The following is a 16,963-nucleotide window of genomic DNA, read 5'->3' as shown; positions in this document are numbered from 1 at the left end:
TCAGGCCTCAGCCATTGTTGCGTTCGGATTCGTATTCTTCCGGTGTTTTGAATTCCGGATTTCCATCGTTGTATTTGGATGGGCATTTTAATAAAATCTGGCTGGCGTGAAAGTCTTCTCCTTGAGCTTCTCCGATGATCACGATCTGCTCGGCATGCTCAAAATCCTGAGGTTTGTTTTTATGCAAAACCACTTTGCGCTCCTGGCCTTGCTTATCAACCATGTAAAACACAAAGCGATCCGGATCTACTTCCGGATTGTATTCAGTTTCCCTTCCGGGGCTAAGTTCGCCAACCACGTGAAACTCCGTTCCAGGTTGACCAAAGGCTTCTCCAAAATCGGCATAAGTACCGGCATCACCGATGGATCCGAAAATCACACCAATGGCGACAGCAATAATGATGATACCGATGATATGGGTCTTTTTCATGAGTCCAAATGCTTTTCAAGTTTTTTTACCTTTCTGTCGAGGTAAAACAAGTAGATCGCTACGCCGAGAAAAACGATACTCATCACAGCTACTACCACATAGATTTTTCCCTCTGCCCGAAAAGTATCAGCCATTTCTACTTTGGGGTTCGCCAAAGCTGCCTGAATGGAGCCAATCCAAAGAAGGACAACCGCCAAAAAGGTTTTCAAGCCTCGGGAAATGTTTATTTTATTCATCATGGTTTCGATTTTGAACCATTCAACAACAAGTGTTTCTCAATTTGATTCAGTTTGACCCGAAGCTGGGTAATCCACCATCCGATCAAAATCCATCCGACCACGGCAGGATAAAAAACCATTCTCATGGTATTGTCCATATCGTATTGGCTAAACGCAGGGTTACCTCCGTTTCCAGGATGCAGTGAGTCAGTAAGTCGGGGAAGTACGTTGATGAACAAGATCATCAGCACAAAGGCAAAGATGTTGTAAACAGCGGCTACTTTGCCTCGCTTTTGCTCGTCATCTAAAGAACCTCGCAAGATGGTGTAAGCTAAATAGATTAACAAGGAAACAGCGGTTCCGTTCAGTTTAACATCGTTGGTCCAGAAACTATTCCAGGTAAATTGGGCCCATACCATTCCAGTAAGCAATCCAAGTGTACCCAACATCAATGATACCTGAACGCTTTCGTTGGCAAGACGATCATACTTTTCATCTTCCGTTCTCAGGTAACGAATACTATTTACAATGGAAACAGTCATGAGGGCCATCATGGAGAACCACATGGGAATATGGTAATACGTATTTCGGATGGTTTCGTTAAGAATACCCCGGGCAGGAACATCAATAAGAAGTCCGCCAATGATCGAGTAAAAAACCAGTAAAATACCGAGGATTTTCCACCAATTCGCTTGCAACATCAGCCCCTCAATTAATCGCGCCAAAGGTAGGGAAATAATAGATAGGAAAGTATGACGACGATCACATTGATGGCCGACAAAACAAGGACCAAACGGAGGTTGATATCGGCGTCAATTCCACCAATTGCATTGCGTGATAAGGCAATTAAAGTGATGAGAAATGGAAGGATAATAGGAAAGCTCAAAATGGCCATCAAGGTGGGATTGTTTCCTGACTTGGCTGCTATGGCCGAAACCAGGGTGAGGGTGGAAGAGAAACCCAGGCTACCAAGTACCAAACAGAGCAAAAACAAGGGCATATCCTGAATGAGGTTGCCCAGAAGCAGGGTATACACCACAAACGATAATAAGGCCAACACCAACAACAAAATGCCGTTGTAAATAATCTTGCTCAGAATTACTCCTTGCGGACTTACGACCGAATAGAAGTACAGCATCCGCTCATCGTTTTCACGGATAAAGCTGCGGGAGACCGTATTGACTGCCGCAAACAACATGAGCACCCAGAAAAGGGCGTTATACATATCTTCGTGAACAATCCTTTTAAAGGCCAGCGAGCACAAGAACAAACTGGATACAACATAAATCAAAATCCCGGAAAGGGAGTTCTTCTGTTTCCACTCTGAAAGGAATTCTTTCTTTGTAAGCGATATGACTTCGCGGTAAACCAAAAGCAGCGTTGTTTTGTACTTAAAGCCTGCAAAGGTAAGTGCTAATAAAAAAGGAAATGATGAAACTGGATATTTTAGCAATTGGCGCTCATCCCGATGATGTGGAATTGGGAGCATCAGGAACCATTCTAAAACAAATTGAGCAAGGCTCTTCTGTAGGAGTGGTGGATTTGACCTTGGGTGAATTGGGTACCCGAGGAAGTGCAGAGTTGCGCCTGAAAGAAGCGGCAGCTGCTGCAAAAGTTTTGGGATTGACGGAAAGGCACAACCTGGAAATGGCTGATGGGTTCTTCGAAGTTTCAGAGGATAACCTCAAAAAATTGATTCGTCATATCCGTTATTTTCAACCAGACATTGTTTTGTGCAACGCTCCCAGCGATCGCCATCCGGACCATGGACGTGGATCGGAGCTGGCTTCCAGGGCTTGTTTTCTTTCTGGGTTAAGAAAGATTGAAACCAAGTGGGAAGGAAAGGTTCAGGAGCATTGGCGTCCTAAGGCGGTTTATCACTACATCCAGGACCGTTATATCGAACCTGACTTTGTGGTTGATATTTCTCCTTATTGGGAAAAGAGAATGGAATCCATTATGGCTTATTCGTCGCAATTTTTTGATCCGGCTTCCAAAGAGCCAGAATCACCCATATCCGGGCAATCTTTTTTGGATCACCTAAAAGGACGTTCTCAAAATTTCGGTCGCTTGATCCATGCGGAATATGGAGAAGGTTTTGTAGTTGAAAGACCGGTTGGTGTAAGAGACTTAAAAGATTTGTTCTGATCCTTTGATCAGAATTTAGAGCAAAAAAAATCCCGGTCATCCATTTGGATCGACCGGGATTTTTATTTCATAAACTTTCGTTATTTAGTGAACCATCACTCTTTCAGTGAAGGATGCACCGTCTCCTGAAATGTTCAGGAAGTATACGCCGTTATCCAAACCGTTCAGTTGAATAGCTTCAACTTGGTTTCCAGAAACAGCTACAACGTTTTGGTAAACCAACTGACCCAAAGAGTTACGTACCTCAATAGTCATATCGTCGATTTCAATTCCGCTGAAGGCTACTTCGAAGTTACCGTTGTTAGGGTTAGGGTAAACATTCACAGAAGTGTTTGTTCCGAATACTTCAGATACACCAATATTTGACTTGAATGTCTCTTCGTTTGAATCTTCAGACTCACATCCGTTGTCTTCAACGATTGCCTTAACACGAGTGTTGTTGCTCAATCCAGCAGCATTACCGTCGTAAGTCTGAGCAGTTACACCTGAGTAAATCCAGCTGTTACCATCGTAGAAGTACCACTTAGCGTTAGCTGTGTTAGCAGTGAATACACCAGCGTTCTGGCTAATTACAGGAGCGTTTGGCAAAGCCTTAACAGTTACTGTAATGTCGTTAGAGATAGCCGAGTCGTTACATGCATTGTAAGAGTAGCAGTTGTAAGTAGCTACTTGAACAGAGTCAGTGTTGATAGAGATGCTTGAAGAAGTCGCTCCAGTGTTCCACTTGAAAGTAGCACCAGTTTGACCAACAGCAAGAAGACTCAATGCAGCCTCACCTTTACACAATACTACTGCACCACTGGCAGAGATAGTTGCACTTGGAGCAGGCTCTACGGCTACCGTAATAGAATCTTTTGCAGAGAAACTTCCCTGACAAGCAGTAACTGTGGCAACGTAAGTTCCTGTTTGAGTTACGTTCAACTGACGGTTGTTTCCAACAACGCTACCAGAAAGAGTCCAAGTATAAGTTCCGTCTGGGTTATCTGGCACTTCCAATACTCCAGTTTCACCTGGGCAAAGGAAAGGACGACCAGAAACAGTAGCATCAGCGCTGCTAACAGAACCAATAGTGATAGAAGAGCTGGAAATTCCACCAACACAGTTAGTCACTTTTACAGTTACCACACCAGGACCAGTAGTTACGAAAGAATCAACTTGAGTAGAGATACCGTTGTTGTTCCACTCGTAGAACCCTGAAGATCCGATTGAGCTGTGCTGTACTTTAACAACAGCTTGGCTTCCTGAAGGACAAAGCTCAGTTGCAGAAGTAGTCAAGTTAATTTTCGGACCAACACCAACAGCCGGAGTTTTAACGTCAATTGTTTCGGTTACAGATCCACATGGAGTAGTCATGGTACAAGTGTAAGTACCGATAGTTTTAACCCAGATGGAAGCAGAAGTCTCACCAGTACTCCAGCTGTAAGCAGAAGCACAAGCAGCAGTCAATTCTACAGAATCACCAGGGCAAATTTCAGTTTCACCAGAGATGAAAGTGATACAACGATCAGCAGTAGCAGGGATAGCTGAAGTAGCTTGCTCTACGTATACGATTTCGTTAGTTACATCACTGTGGTTACCGTTTTGACCTTCAGGTCCAACAGCAGTACCAGGAGTCAAATCTTCTTGGTAGATGAAGCGAACTTTGTTGTCAACGTCTTTAGCCATACAACCGTAAGCACACTCTTCAAATCCGTTACCAGCATCGGTAAGGTCCATAGGCTTACCCCAGGTACATCCGCCGTCTTCTGACTTCATTACGAATTGGTGACGGTAGTGCTTAACACCATCGTTGTATCCTTTTCCGGAAGGACCAGTAGAACCATCTTCCATGATACCCATGAAAAGAAGGTAAATGTGTCCGTTAGCGTCCATACCCACAGATGGGTAAGAGTTCAAAGATTTTGAACCGTAATCAGTAAGAGCGTCAAATCCGCTACCGATGTTTACGAAGTTGAAGTTTGTTGGGTCACCATCTTGATCAATCAAGCTAACCAATCTTTGGTGGTTATCTTCACCAAAATCTTCTCTCCAGTAGTTCAAACCGTTAGCCAACTGGAATACAGAGTAGCTCTGGTCAGAAGTATCATCGTCCATCCACTGCCAGCTTCCGAAGAAAACGTGCAATTGATCGTTCTTGTCGATCAAAACATCACAGTTGTTGTCTGAAGTGATGGTAGTGTCAACCAATCTGTCTCCCAAAGAGAAAGCATCGTATGGGAAGTCAATTACTTTGTAAGAAGTCCAGGTAGATCCGTTGTCCATAGACTTAGCTACTGTAAGGTCTCCAAAACGGTGAGCCAAAACAACAGCTACAACATCTCCTCTAGAAGTAATAGAGTAAGAGTCAGCGTTTACGTTTGCATAAACTGTAGAATCCATTCCAGGAAGTACAATGTGCTTTCTGTCCCAGGTATTTCCACCGTCAGTAGAGCGGTTGTAAACCAATGCTCCATCCAATCCTTGGTAAGGAAGAGAACCAGTAGAACCTTGAAGTGTTGATGGCTCAGTAAGAGCAATCATGTGCAAGGTGTTTCCATTGTTTCCACCCACAACCATACGTGGCCATAGAAGGTAACCAGTTCCGATGTTATCGGTTTTAGCTCCGGTAGGATCCTTTACAGCAGTCCAGGTTCCAGAACCTTTACCATTACGGTGAATTAAGTGAATTTCGTCATTGTCAGTAGAGTGAGAAAGAATAACCTCACGTCCGCTTTTGGTATAGCCTACTGATGGCCAACCGATACGCTCGCCTTCTTCTCTTGAAGTAGGATTTTGTACAGTCCAGGTAGAACCATCATAGTAAAGGTAACCTGTACCACGATCTGCATAAGGATCAGCCTGAGTAGAGAAGGTATATGCTGCCGTCATTGTACCGTCTGAGTGGCGCTTCACCCGGTTGTCGATACTGGCGTTTGATTGTAAGTCGTAAATAGAGGTTCCGAGTTTTGTACCATTACTGGCAGTGGCACGGACACCTGTGTTCAAATGAATCACTCCTGATGAGGATCCTGTAGGTTTGGAACCATTACGGTCCAGTCTAACTACCTCATCAATGGATGCAGGGTGGGACGTATTTACATCCACCTTCCCGTTTTGTTGGGCAGTGGCTGTAAGTGCTCCCGCAGCCATCATAATAAACAGAGATAATTTTCTATTCATAGCCTGTGTTTTAGTTAACGAAATGTTTATGAATTGTTAAAAGCCTTCAAAAATAATTATTCAACCCTTTAACGCAAAATAATTGTAGCGGTTGGTAGACCAGATTACCCAAATAGGGGAAATTTTTTCCGAAAAGTGGGCCGAATCGAAAAAAAAATGAATTGATATTTTGTGTAATTAGCTGTTATTGAAGTGTTTGGTTTGTTTTTTGGCGAGCAAGCAGAATTAGGAGATACCAAAACGATTACACCAAATTCCCAGGGTAATCCACTTAAATAAGCGGTAATTCTCCATTTCTGGACCTGGATTATCCACTGCTTGAGACCAATATCGCCTCAAATTCTGCTTATTTACCCAAGAATCGGGAATGTAGTCGAGGTATTCCAGGAGTGCTGTTTTTTCTTCCTTGAGCCATTGATTATGTGGAGTGGCAAAACCCAATTTATCCTTCCTCTGCAAGAAGGAAATAGGGAGGCACTTCTTTTTTTGCAACAGACTTCTAAGCAAGGGTTTGTTCTCACCCGGCCTCAACTTAAACCCGGAGGGCAAAGCGAAAGCCCATCGAGCTAATTCCAGGTCATCAGCAAAGGGAACCCGGGACTCGATGCTAAATCTCATACTGTTGCGATCCTCAGCTCTCAATAGCGTACTGAGAAATCCTTGGTAATAATCTGCATACAAGTGTTCGTTGACGGTCGAATAGGCTGGATCGCCTGAAGGCTGGGCAAAAGGAGCAAATTCCGTGGACAGTAATTCGGGTTCGGGCAAGGTTTTTTCCAAGAGAGCGCTTCTAACCCCATCGAGTTTTAAGTTGGTAATTCCAGGTTTTAACCTCGATTTCAAGGTAGCTAAATTGAAGCCGGATTTGCTGAAAGCTTTGGCATTCTTAAAGTCCAGACGTTGGGCAAAATTCCAACTGGCTGTTTCAAAGTACCGATCGTAACCACCTAACAGTTCGTCGGCACCCTGTCCGTTCAATAGTACTTTTACATTTTGTTCCTGAGCCTTTTTCATCACCCGGTATTGAGCAAAGGTGCTGCTGGATAGCAAGGGCAAGTCCTGAGCATAAACCAAATCCTCGAGGTCTTGAATCAATCCGGATGAGTCTGGGAATACGGGATGCCACTGCAGCTCATACCGTTCGGAAAACTCCCGAATGTATTTTTCTTCGTTGACAGGTGACCCAGGAAAGAGTGCCGAAAAAGCGGGGAAACCAGGTTGTTTAGCCGATAGAGCAACGAGGGTAGACGAATCCAATCCACCACTTAAGCAGCTGCCTACTGGAACGTCTGAACGCAGATGCTGAGCCACGGCTCGCTCCAGTAACTCTTCTAAACGATCTACCTGTTCATCCCAATCCTTTCGAGTTGGCATACTCCATTTCTCGGTATTGAGGTCGGCCTTAAAGTAACGGCGGATTTCCAGGTCGTTATTCTGGAGCTGGTAAACAAATTGATGGGCGGGTGGAAGTTCTTTAATTCCCGCAAAGGGCGTTTGGTCTTGCCAGGAGAACTGGTTGTAGACCAATATCGAATACAATGTGGAAAGATTGGCAGAATTCTTTTGGGGATTGGCTAAGGCCTTCATTTCAGAGCAGAATCTGAATGACGTCTCATCCAACTGATAGTATAAGGGCTTAACCCCAGTTCTGTCTCGAGCTCCAAACAAACATTTCTTTTTGGCATCGTAAATCACAAAAGACCACATTCCATTAAAACGGTCTAAGCAGTGCGTTCCCCATTCGCGGTAGGCCGCCAAAAGAACCTCGGTGTCGGTTTCGGTTTGAAACTCGTGGCCAAGATTCGCCAACTCTTTTCGGAGCTCTATGTAATTGTATAGTTCTCCGTTGTAGGTAATCCAATTCTCATTTTGGTCGCTCAAAGGTTGATGTCCTCTGGCCGATAAATCGAGAATGGAAAGGCGACGGTGACCAAAGACCACTTGCGGCTGTCCACCAAAGTCTTCGCAAGAGTGCTTGGGAGAATAGCTCCATTCCTGATGTTGGGAAGGTAAAATGGTATCCAGATCAAAAAGAGGAGTGGCATTGCCATTGGCTTCAATGGCTACAAGACCTTCATCATCTGGTCCGCGATGCCGAATGCGGGCCTGCATAAATCGGATCGATTCTAGCCAGTTATCCGCTTTGGACGGATTTCTAACTACCAGGCCACTTATTCCACACATCAGCGTTTCATGATTTCGCGAAGCGCCAACCAACCTTCTTTTAACTCCTCTTCATTGGGAATAAAGGCCAAGATGGATGCTCCTGAATGTTGAACAAATAAAACCAATTGAATGATCAATTGAACGAGGTATACGCCGGAAACAACCAGAGCGGCGCCGTGCATACCATAATGGGGGATGATTAAGAAACTGCCCAAAATGTTGAGGGCCATACCGGCAAAACTTACCCAGGTATTGAAGTAATGTTTTCCAAGTCCAGCGAAATAGTGACTAATGATGGTGGATAGCCCTAAGGCCAAAATTCCCGGGGCCAAATATTTAAACAGAGACTGCGCCTCGCCAAAATCAGGACCGAAAATCCAAATAATCCATTCGGAAGGAATGAGCAGCAGGATTAAAATAGGTAGTAAGGTGACCAGGCCACTCCATTGAAAAAATCGAATGCTGACCTTTCGGGCAAATTCGGAATCATGGGCATTTGAGATTTTGGAATATTGAACCATGGCCATGCTGTTAGCCGGGATCAATGCTTTTTCAGAAAGTTGATTTCCGATGGAAAAAACGCCCAGGACGGCGGGGCTGAAAATTCGTTCCAAAATGAAGTAGTTGGCACGGTAAGCTCCCAATTGAAACAAATTAGCCATTTGAACCACTACGCCATACTTAAACACCTCCTGAACGATTCCGTAAAACGACTGCTTGGGCCAGGAGAAGCGCTCTCTTCGATACAACATTAAGGAGGAATAAGCCAAAAGGATGATTTGAGAAAACAAATACCCCATGAAAAAGGTGCTTAGGCTTGCTTGATCCAACCAATAGTAAAATAAGGCTAAAAAGCCGGCCAGGAAGCTCACTTGAGTCAGAGTAATGAGGTTGTAACTTCCAATTTTCTCAGCACCTACCAAAAGATGGAGATGAGTATGATTCAGGCACTGAACCGTTACGGCCAATCCAAACAGCAGCATCAAATCTGAGGGAAGAGGAAATAGAATGTATTGAATGGTAAATCCGGGTAACAGAATTAAAAGCGTCCACAGATAGCAGGGTAGGGCCAATTCGGATAGAGAGTACCGCGGAAGTAGATAGACCAGGGCAGCTCCGCCGGCCAATTCACTAACTCCGGTATACACAGCCACCAATACAAGAAGTATACTTAGTTGCCCAAAGGTGTCTGCTCCCAGAAAATGGGTATTTAGTGAAAGTGTTCCCAAACCAATAAGTGTAATTACAAATCGGCTGGCAGCGGTACCAAATACGAGCCCTATCAATTTGTTTGCTGCCATACTTCCTGGTATGCGGAATTTATTTTTTGGGCCACCTCTTCAGCAGAAAACTGTCGCCGTACAAAGCGACTTAATTCTTCCGGAGAATATTGGCTGAATTGATTACTCATCTGTTTCAAGGCCTGATCGAGTTGATCATCGTTTTCAGGATCAATGAGAAGGCCAAGGTTCTCGTTAAAATAATGCTCGGGTCCACCACAACGGGTAAGGACCACCGGCTTGCCAGCAGCAAGAAATTCAAAGGTAACCACTGAAAAAGTCTCTGCTCTGGAGTTAATGATGCCAAAAGAAGCCTGATGAATAGACTCAAGTACTTCTTCATTGGGCAAGAGTCCTTTGAAGTCCACCGACTTCTCAATTTTCAGTTCTTGAGCCAAGTTTTTAAGTTCTTCCGTATCGGGTCCTCCACCTATCTGAACCAGTCTTGCAGCTGGAAAATGCTCGAGCAATCGAGCGAATCCTTTGAGCAACCCGCTAATATTTTTATCTCGATCGATGTGATCGGCAATATTGTAAATCACCAGATCTTCCGGATGATCGCTGGGTTCTAAATGCAAGAAGGGAATAATGTTGGGCACTTGTTTTACAGGTCCATCGTATCCTCTTTTCTTCAAAGCACCAGCCAACCAGGGCGATACCACCAGCATCATTTGGCATTGCCTGAAAATCTGCTTGGTGATTCGTTTGCGAATTCGTCCGGAATACTGATCATCAAATCCATATCCCGACCAATGTTCACTACAAACCAAGGGAAGGTTCTTTTTTCGGGCGTAAAGACCAGCCACCCAGCCAGCGGGAAAAACTACGTTGAGGTGAACCAGATCGAATGTTTCCTTATCTATTTCAGCAAACAATTTCTGATAGGCTCTTCGCCATCCCAAAAAACTAAGTACCGGTGGTGATTTGTAGGTGTATAGAATTTCCCGAAAATCCCCGTCTTCTTCAATAACCATTGAATCGGATTTGCCCCGCTGGGCATAAACCACAGTTATTCGGTGGAACTGAGTTAAAGCCTGAAATTGTTTTTTGATGAAAATACCTAACTGAGGGTCTCTCCAGGTTGGGTACCAGCTTGAAAATACGAGTATGTGGCGTCTGTCGTTCAAGTGAATTGAATCCAACACAAACGTAAGTAAAGCCGGAAAATTTGACGGAAAACAGAGAAATGAAAAAACGGCTTGCGTTAATTTGATTTTTAATTAAATTTGCCGCCCCTTCTTGAGGTGTTAACCTCGTCTGAAGGATGTTCTTTAAAATGGTGGCTATAGCTCAGTCGGTTAGAGCGCTAGATTGTGGTTCTAGAGGTCGCCGGTTCGATTCCGGTTAGCCACCCTTATTTGAGAAGCGAGTGTGAGAAGCGAGAACGAGGTTTTTGCTTATTCCACTCGCTTTTTTTATGCCCTTTATTTTCTGCGGTTTACCATAAAAAAGAGAGGGGCAATGCCCCTCAAAACTATAGAATGGATATACTATGAATCACCTATTCTATGGATATGTCCTTTTCATGGAGTGCCTTACACTCTTTTGTTCATTTAGTCTGAATTCTTGCCTCTAATGTATTTCCTGTCACCGGTTGGGTTATTGGACGATCACTTTAGCTGTCTTGGTGAAGTCTTTATTTCGAAGAAGTAAACAATAGCTGCCCGGAACTAATTTTTTCAACGAAAGGGTTTGATCACCTCCAGTTGCAAAGGATTGATGCTCCACAATTTGTCCCTGAAGATTAAGGATGAATACTTCAGAGTCCTCTTGTAGCTCAACATTTAAAATATCTCGTGTGGGATTGGGCCATATTTTCAAGGATTGATCTTCTATTAAATTTTCCGAAACGCGCATCGCATTGATCATTCCGTCAAACCGAGCGATGTAAGTGGTGAGGTTGCCTAAATGCGGAGATAGGGTGTCGAAAAAGCTATTGGTGTTTTGAAGTCGCAATAGTGGTATGGCGGTCTTATCAATATTACTGGACCCTGAAGTGTAGATTTTTTGGTTGATTGGTTCGTAGGAAATCCGCTGGTATTGATCGGCATCGTTTCCTCCGTAAAAGGTGCTCCATTGCAGCTGGTGGCTTGCGTTGTAAACCTGAATGAACGACTCCCAGCTACCCTTGGAGGCTACCTGCCCAGAATCTCTTTGTAGCCAAAGTTGCCCGCCATTGTCGGCCATTGGGAATTGATTGGCGGTGGGAGGTGATCCATAATTCTGAGGAGACTGCGGATCGTTGCACAGGGTACCTCCGGTGACTAAAATTCCCAGGTTGTCGGCCATTTTGATGTCGGTTACCAGGGATAATGAGGAGTCACAACCAATGAGGGTGCCCCAATCAATGCTCTTTCGATCGTTGATTCGAATAACAAAACCTTGCATAACACCTGAAGTGTTCGGAGTCCATTGAAATCCCGGAGCTTGGTTAGGGATCGGAAAACTGGAAGGCCCCTCTGTCATTCCACCGAGGTAGACCATAGAAGGTTGATCGGGGTCAATTGCCAAATGTGCATTTTCAAGTTCGCTTTTTTCTGAACCTATTAAGGTCGCCCATTTCAGTTCGTCCAAGGAGTTAAACATACATACAAAAAGATCGGAGCCCGGTCCGGTATTGGTATCCCGAAAAATGGAATCGCCCAAGGACTGGCATAATTCAATTGGGGGATAATGGGTGTCGTTGGAAGGAGAGCAACTTACGGTTTCTGTTTTTCGAGTTTCGGTATAGCCTGCTATGTAGTAGTTTCCCAGACCATCGGATTGTACAGCCGTAACGGCATCCTTGGATCCACCTCCGTATTGGGTATTATGGATAACTGCACCCTGAATGGTACTTAGCCTGCTTATAAATCCTTCCTGAACAAAGGATAGTCGCTGGTGAAAACTGTTACCTCCGCGATTTACAAAGGTTAACCTTGAATTGGTACCAACTGGGGTATAGGTATTTCCAACGATCACGAATTCTTGATTCCCTTGATAACTGAGATCAGCTATTTCTAATTGAGCCGAACCGCCGTAGAAATCCTCAAAGAGTATTTGACTTAGATCATTGTCCCATTTGGTTACAATTCCCGAACTTGTTTGATCCTGTGGAGTTTTATCGGGGTTCGTCTTGCCATTTACTACATGACTCATGGTATTACCCGCTATGAGAATGTCTCCATTGGGCAGTGCCTCACCACAGGTAAAGGCGTCGTCTTTTTTTCCTCCGTAAAACGTGCCTTTGTAGTTACGCCCCTGATCGGTGAATTCCACGATAAAGGCATCCGTTTCTCCGACATGAGCCGTTTTGTTTGCAACCAAGGGAAACTTGCTACTCTGAGTGGTTCCAATTAAATAGGTGTACCCACGCTTATCGTGAAAAAGGTCATTAACACCATCCTGTTTCTTTTCACCGATATAGGTACTCCATTCCAGGTTGCGAATTGAACCCATGGGAGAACTTGGAAGGGGAGGAGCAGGTGGTGCCACTTGGATGACTAAGGTTTTGGTGGTATCGTAGCTGTCGGTGTAAAATCCCAAGGTGCTGTCTGGATAATGCCGGTAATAGGGTTGCCAGGAGGTTGGAGTGACTTGATTGTTCGCATCAATTTCATAGGCAATGGCTTGCTCCAAGGCTATTTGAATTTGATCTTGGAAAATTTCTACTTCTACCGAGTCCACAAGCAACTGATCCTGCCCGTCGAATTGAATGCGTATTTCGTTCGGATCCCCGCCGGGTTGAATCACCCAGTAAAATTTAAATCCAGCTGCATTGCTGTATACATGGTGATCAATGTGCGGGTAAACGTTAGGATAGACCACCCGCTGGTAGCTTTTCACTCCCTGAATTCCGGGTTGACAATGAGCAAGAAAATAATTGTCTTCTCTCAAGAGTTGTTCAACTGCGATGGGGCTTGAGGTAGAAGGGGTTAAAATTTCTTCATCGACCATGTGTGTCATGTCCAGCCGGCTAATTGAATCGGGAATGCCAGGATAAGAAGAAAGGTAGTTAAACCCAAAAACAACCCGACTATTTTCAAGTAGAAACAATTCGATGGTGGAGGATTCGTGGTAAAATTTGACTTCGGGCCTTGGGTCATAATTCAGATCGACCAATTGCCCTTTGTTTTCCGTGAAGAAAAGTTGGGATGACGCACTTTCGCCACGTCCATCGGGAATTACATGATTTTGACCATAGAGGTGCGGGCCTACCAAAAAGGCAAGCATAAGAGGAACAGAAAATTTAAGGTGCATAACAATTTAGTTTAAGGGTATAAGGAACTAAGGGCAGGATTTGCCCCCAGTTAAGTTTACGAGGTCAACTTCGTCGATCAACGACAATATTCAGTAGGGGCGTGTCCGAATTGACTTACACCAAAGGGGAAAGAAAAGGATGAGAAAAGAAAGGAGGCGGACAGCCCTAATTCTTAATCAAACTCACTGCATGTCCGGTTTCATCAACCATTTGATAACTGCCAGGATCCAGGTGGTGCAGATCGATGGTCTCGGTTGGAGAGTCTAAGGCTCCCGACCATACCAATCGTCCCTGATGATCAAATAGAGAATACCATCCAGGAGTTTGGCTTTCCAAAGTAACTTCACCGGTAAATGGATTCGGGTAAGCCCGCAAAGGCTTTTGGGATTCCAGCTGTGGCTCAACTTGGGTAGTGTAATTCCCAACTCGATTTACTTCCGTTGCCTGACTTTGCAGAGGCTGAAATTTTCCAGCCCATTTGGCTTGGTAGGCCACTGATTGACCTGGACCGGAGGAACCAATTTGCTGAAACGAACCGGTAATTAAGAGTGAATCCTCATAAAACACAGCATCGGAGATCCATTGATCAATGGAATCTGAACTGAAGGTGTAGAAATGATCGTCTTTCCAAACCGCTATTTTGGAAGCAGACATCCCGTTAGCAGATTCGAATCCGCCAAACATAAACAAGGAGCCATTGTGAACCTCCAAGTCATAAACGGTGTTGTCGAGTCCATTACCGAGCTCATAAAAATATTGGCCGTCGTATTTTACAACGCGGTTAGCTATTCCTTTTCCGTCAGATTTGCTAAATCCACCGGCGATGTAAAGCTCATCTTTGTACACGACCATGTCGTTTACCCAGCCTGAAGATGTACCAACGGACCAGCCATCAATACTTTTCCAGGAAGTGCCATCAAAGACCTGCAAATCTCGATTGGTGGGAGAATCTCCGAAAAAACCTCCTGCATACAAAAGGCCTTTGTACTCAATCAGACTGGTAATCTCAGTCAGCCCATTTTCACTGGCTTCGAGCACGGGGAAATCAGAAAACTCCTGACCATTCCAAGCAGCAATACTTCTACAGGATAGATGGTCCAAGCTGTCGAATCGACCGGCTAGAAGAAGTTGTCCGTCGTATTCGGTCATCGTTTGAATGTTGTAATTCCTCTTTAAGGCTTGCGAGGTCTCTTTAAATCCTGTATCGCCTAACTTACAGAAGGACTTTTGAACGCTGTTGGTGTCACCCATGTAGGAAAACGACCCACATACATAGAGTTCATTTTGATAGCGAAGCATCGAAGTAGAATAGTTACTCCGATTCAAATAGGTTCTTGAGCTATCGAGTACTTGGAATTGTCCGTTAGTCCAACGAACCAATCCAACCCGAAGGCTGCTTCCGGATAAGGAATACTCACCGGTGTGGTAGAGACTATTCGTCTCAGGATCGACAAAGAACTTCCCCATTCCAATTGATCCAGGTATTAAAGTTTGTGATAAAGGTGTCCAGCTTTGGGAACTAAGTGTTAATGTAAACAGGAAAAAAGCTAGCAAGGTTGAAAAAAGCTTTTTTGCATGCCTAAACGTGCAAAAAATCATATTGTAGAGTTTAAGGTGATAACATCTAATTTGGGGTTAAATGTTTACGCTAAAATAGGAAAAAAGTTTAACCGCAATGTTCCGTCAGTCAGATAATTAGGATTTTATCGCTTGAACTTGGAGGAATTTTGAGGTGACCTTTTGGAGGATGGTTTGATTGGTATTGTATTGAATATCAGTCGTTAATGGTGGGGTGAAAATGGCGGTTTTTATCCATTTCTGCTCAACTGAGAAACCCTTATCTTAGTATCAGATAACCAATAAGTAAGTCATATGGCAGGTTTCGGAGCCATCCAGGGCATGATCAATTCCTATAAGTCCAACCGGAATATGGGAAAAAACAGCGGGTCTTTAAAGAAGAAAACGGATTCCCTACGCACCTATAAGACCAAAGAGGCGATTGGAGGAAAGAAGATGACTCCAGAGGAATTTGAACAATTTAGACTTGAAGTAGCAGAAAAGGAGAGACAGTATCGCCTCAAAAAACTCAAGATCTTTTTGGGATTTGCCGCTTTGGTTATCGGATTGATGTATTTGCTCCTATTCGTACTTTAAGACCTTAGGAAAGAAGTTGGGTAATCCGTTGGTACCCGAGAACGAGCTACTTGATCATTCTTTGATGATTTTCTGCACGAAAGGTCCGTTTTCTGTCCTAACCTCCACATAGTAAACTCCTGCAGATAAAAAGCTGATGTCAAGCGTTGCCCGAGAACCTGAGAAATCGGATGATGAAAATACAACCTTGCCTTGCACGGACTGGATAATGACTGAGTTTAAAGTCGTCCCTTCGGCATCTACCTGCAGCTGTCCATGGGTTGGGACAGGATGAATCTTGATCGTTTCTTCAAATCGGTTACTATTCAGATTTTCGGTTGAATTTGGCGTTTCCCGAGCGGCAGAAATGGCATCGGTAGTCTGGCTGGCACTGCCTACAATTGACCAGGTGATGCCTCCATCTACAGTTTGTTTGATATTTCCACTGGGAGCCGTAACATATCCAACTAATTCGCTGGCGAAGGACATGTCTTCAGTCGTTTGTTGGGCATCTCCCACAATCGACCAGGTTACACCGCCGTTTGACGTTTTCTTGATATCTCCACTTGGAGATACTACATAGCCAACTAATTCAGTTGGAAAAGACAGCGATCTGGTGGTTTGTTGAGCGTCACCCATAATGGACCAAGTGACACCACCATCCGTGGTTTGTTTGATGTCTCCACTTGGGGATACAACATATCCGGTTGTTTCCGTCGGAAAAGAAATATCTCGTATAGTCTGTTGGGCATCTCCCACGATGGACCAGGTAACTCCACCATTGGAGGTTCGTTTAATATCTCCGCTGGGAGATACAACATAACCTGTTGATGCAGTTGGGAATGAAATTTTTTCTGTGGTTTGCTGAGCATCTCCAACGATAGACCAAGTGGCACCACCATCGGTGGTTTGTTTGATATCTCCACTTGGAGACGCTACATATCCCGTTAATTCGGTTGGAAAGGACATGTCTTGGGTGGTCTGTTGGGCGTCACCCATAATGGACCAGGTTGCCCCGCCATTGGTAGTTTGCTTAATATCTCCGCTGGGGGAAACCACATAGGCGGTATTCTGAGAACTGAGGAATGAACTATAGCCGATTAGCAGGCAAAAGAGTAGGGATTTTCTGAACATGGTTTTGGTATTGTTTGGTCGAAGGTACAACACAAACTAAAATCTGACAGGTGCA

Annotated in this window: 13 protein-coding genes and 1 tRNA gene; 3 read left to right on the top strand and 11 right to left on the bottom strand. The window is 44.3% G+C overall.

The features are described 5' to 3' along the window. Positions 1-7: 7 nt before the first annotated feature. Genes KFE98_02465 through KFE98_02450 form a run of 4 tightly spaced genes read right to left on the bottom strand, consistent with a single transcriptional unit; the run spans position 8 to position 2,137 of the window. Complete coding sequence (locus KFE98_02465) at positions 8-430, bottom strand: cytochrome c maturation protein CcmE (protein UTW63040.1); 423 nt, start codon at positions 428-430, stop codon at positions 8-10. Then, on the bottom strand, positions 427-666 hold the full coding sequence (locus KFE98_02460; GenBank protein ID UTW64621.1) for a CcmD family protein: 240 nt from the start codon (positions 664-666) through the stop codon (positions 427-429). Before KFE98_02460 ends, KFE98_02465 begins: the two co-directional genes overlap by 4 nt. Then, positions 666-1,346, bottom strand: coding sequence for a cytochrome c biogenesis protein CcsA (gene ccsA, locus KFE98_02455; protein UTW64620.1), 681 nt, complete (start codon positions 1,344-1,346; stop codon positions 666-668). The genes KFE98_02460 and ccsA overlap by 1 nt, the downstream gene beginning before the upstream one ends. A gap of 14 nt (positions 1,347-1,360) precedes the next feature. Further along, entirely contained in the window at positions 1,361-2,137 is a 777-nt protein-coding gene (locus KFE98_02450; GenBank protein ID UTW63039.1) for a heme exporter protein CcmB, read from the bottom strand. On the opposite strand from KFE98_02450, the gene bshB1 reads away from it, so the two are divergent. Further along, positions 2,080-2,796 carry a bacillithiol biosynthesis deacetylase BshB1 gene (bshB1, locus tag KFE98_02445; GenBank protein ID UTW63038.1) on the top strand — a complete coding sequence of 239 codons (717 nt, stop codon included), beginning with the start codon at positions 2,080-2,082 and terminating at the stop codon, positions 2,794-2,796. The two genes, KFE98_02450 and bshB1, sit on opposite strands and share 58 nt — an antisense overlap. Before the next feature lie 84 nt (positions 2,797-2,880). Here bshB1 and KFE98_02440 read toward each other — a convergent pair whose 3' ends face one another. The 4 genes from KFE98_02440 to KFE98_02425 form a co-directional block, all read right to left on the bottom strand. Next, positions 2,881-5,955 carry a T9SS type A sorting domain-containing protein gene (locus KFE98_02440; protein ID UTW63037.1) on the bottom strand — a complete coding sequence of 1,025 codons (3,075 nt, stop codon included), beginning with the start codon at positions 5,953-5,955 and terminating at the stop codon, positions 2,881-2,883. Positions 5,956-6,180: 225 nt separating this feature from the next. Continuing rightward, the gene (gene asnB / locus KFE98_02435; protein ID UTW63036.1) at positions 6,181-8,139 is read right to left on the bottom strand and encodes an asparagine synthase (glutamine-hydrolyzing); all 1,959 of its coding nucleotides are present in this window, start codon (positions 8,137-8,139) and stop codon (positions 6,181-6,183) included. Continuing rightward, positions 8,139-9,422 carry a polysaccharide biosynthesis C-terminal domain-containing protein gene (locus tag KFE98_02430; protein UTW63035.1) on the bottom strand — a complete coding sequence of 428 codons (1,284 nt, stop codon included), beginning with the start codon at positions 9,420-9,422 and terminating at the stop codon, positions 8,139-8,141. The genes asnB and KFE98_02430 overlap by 1 nt, the downstream gene beginning before the upstream one ends. Next, positions 9,404-10,528 (bottom strand): glycosyltransferase, encoded by a 1,125-nt coding sequence (locus KFE98_02425; GenBank protein UTW63034.1) that lies wholly within the window; start codon positions 10,526-10,528, stop codon positions 9,404-9,406. Before KFE98_02425 ends, KFE98_02430 begins: the two co-directional genes overlap by 19 nt. A 152-nt stretch (positions 10,529-10,680) precedes the next feature. Between KFE98_02425 and KFE98_02420 the strand changes: the two genes are divergently transcribed. Continuing rightward, positions 10,681-10,754 (top strand) — tRNA-His (locus tag KFE98_02420). Positions 10,755-11,000: 246 nt separating this feature from the next. On the opposite strand, the gene KFE98_02415 is transcribed toward KFE98_02420, so the two are convergent. Then, positions 11,001-13,640 carry a T9SS type A sorting domain-containing protein gene (locus tag KFE98_02415; GenBank protein UTW63033.1) on the bottom strand — a complete coding sequence of 880 codons (2,640 nt, stop codon included), beginning with the start codon at positions 13,638-13,640 and terminating at the stop codon, positions 11,001-11,003. A 166-nt stretch (positions 13,641-13,806) separates the two neighbouring features. Next, positions 13,807-15,108, bottom strand: coding sequence for a T9SS type A sorting domain-containing protein (locus KFE98_02410; GenBank protein UTW63032.1), 1,302 nt, complete (start codon positions 15,106-15,108; stop codon positions 13,807-13,809). 405 nt (positions 15,109-15,513) lie between these two features. On the opposite strand from KFE98_02410, the gene KFE98_02405 reads away from it, so the two are divergent. After that, entirely contained in the window at positions 15,514-15,795 is a 282-nt protein-coding gene (locus KFE98_02405) for a hypothetical protein (protein ID UTW63031.1), read from the top strand. Between the two features lie 54 nt (positions 15,796-15,849). Here the strand turns inward: KFE98_02405 and KFE98_02400 are convergent, their stop codons facing one another. Then, the gene (locus tag KFE98_02400; GenBank protein ID UTW63030.1) at positions 15,850-16,908 is read right to left on the bottom strand and encodes a T9SS type A sorting domain-containing protein; all 1,059 of its coding nucleotides are present in this window, start codon (positions 16,906-16,908) and stop codon (positions 15,850-15,852) included. Positions 16,909-16,963: the final 55 nt, after the last annotated feature.

Source organism: bacterium SCSIO 12741 (assembly GCA_024398055.1).
GTDB lineage: Bacteria > Bacteroidota > Bacteroidia > Flavobacteriales_G > Salibacteraceae > SCSIO-12741.
The sequence above is the reverse complement of the archived record's forward strand: the minus strand, read 5'-3'. Positions and strand labels throughout refer to the sequence as shown.

Coding starts and splice junctions, on each gene's coding strand:
- KFE98_02465 (UTW63040.1), bottom strand. CDS start 430: ATGAAAAAGACCCATATCATCGGTATCATCATTATTGCTGTCGCCATT.
- KFE98_02460 (UTW64621.1), bottom strand. CDS start 666: ATGAATAAAATAAACATTTCCCGAGGCTTGAAAACCTTTTTGGCGGTT.
- bshB1 (UTW63038.1), top strand. CDS start 2,080: ATGAAACTGGATATTTTAGCAATTGGCGCTCATCCCGATGATGTGGAA.
- KFE98_02450 (UTW63039.1), bottom strand. CDS start 2,137: ATGCTCCCAATTCCACATCATCGGGATGAGCGCCAATTGCTAAAATAT.
- KFE98_02440 (UTW63037.1), bottom strand. CDS start 5,955: ATGAATAGAAAATTATCTCTGTTTATTATGATGGCTGCGGGAGCACTT.
- asnB (UTW63036.1), bottom strand. CDS start 8,139: ATGTGTGGAATAAGTGGCCTGGTAGTTAGAAATCCGTCCAAAGCGGAT.
- KFE98_02430 (UTW63035.1), bottom strand. CDS start 9,422: ATGGCAGCAAACAAATTGATAGGGCTCGTATTTGGTACCGCTGCCAGC.
- KFE98_02415 (UTW63033.1), bottom strand. CDS start 13,640: ATGCACCTTAAATTTTCTGTTCCTCTTATGCTTGCCTTTTTGGTAGGC.
- KFE98_02410 (UTW63032.1), bottom strand. CDS start 15,108: ATGGGGAAGTTCTTTGTCGATCCTGAGACGAATAGTCTCTACCACACC.
- KFE98_02405 (UTW63031.1), top strand. CDS start 15,514: ATGGCAGGTTTCGGAGCCATCCAGGGCATGATCAATTCCTATAAGTCC.
- KFE98_02400 (UTW63030.1), bottom strand. CDS start 16,908: ATGTTCAGAAAATCCCTACTCTTTTGCCTGCTAATCGGCTATAGTTCA.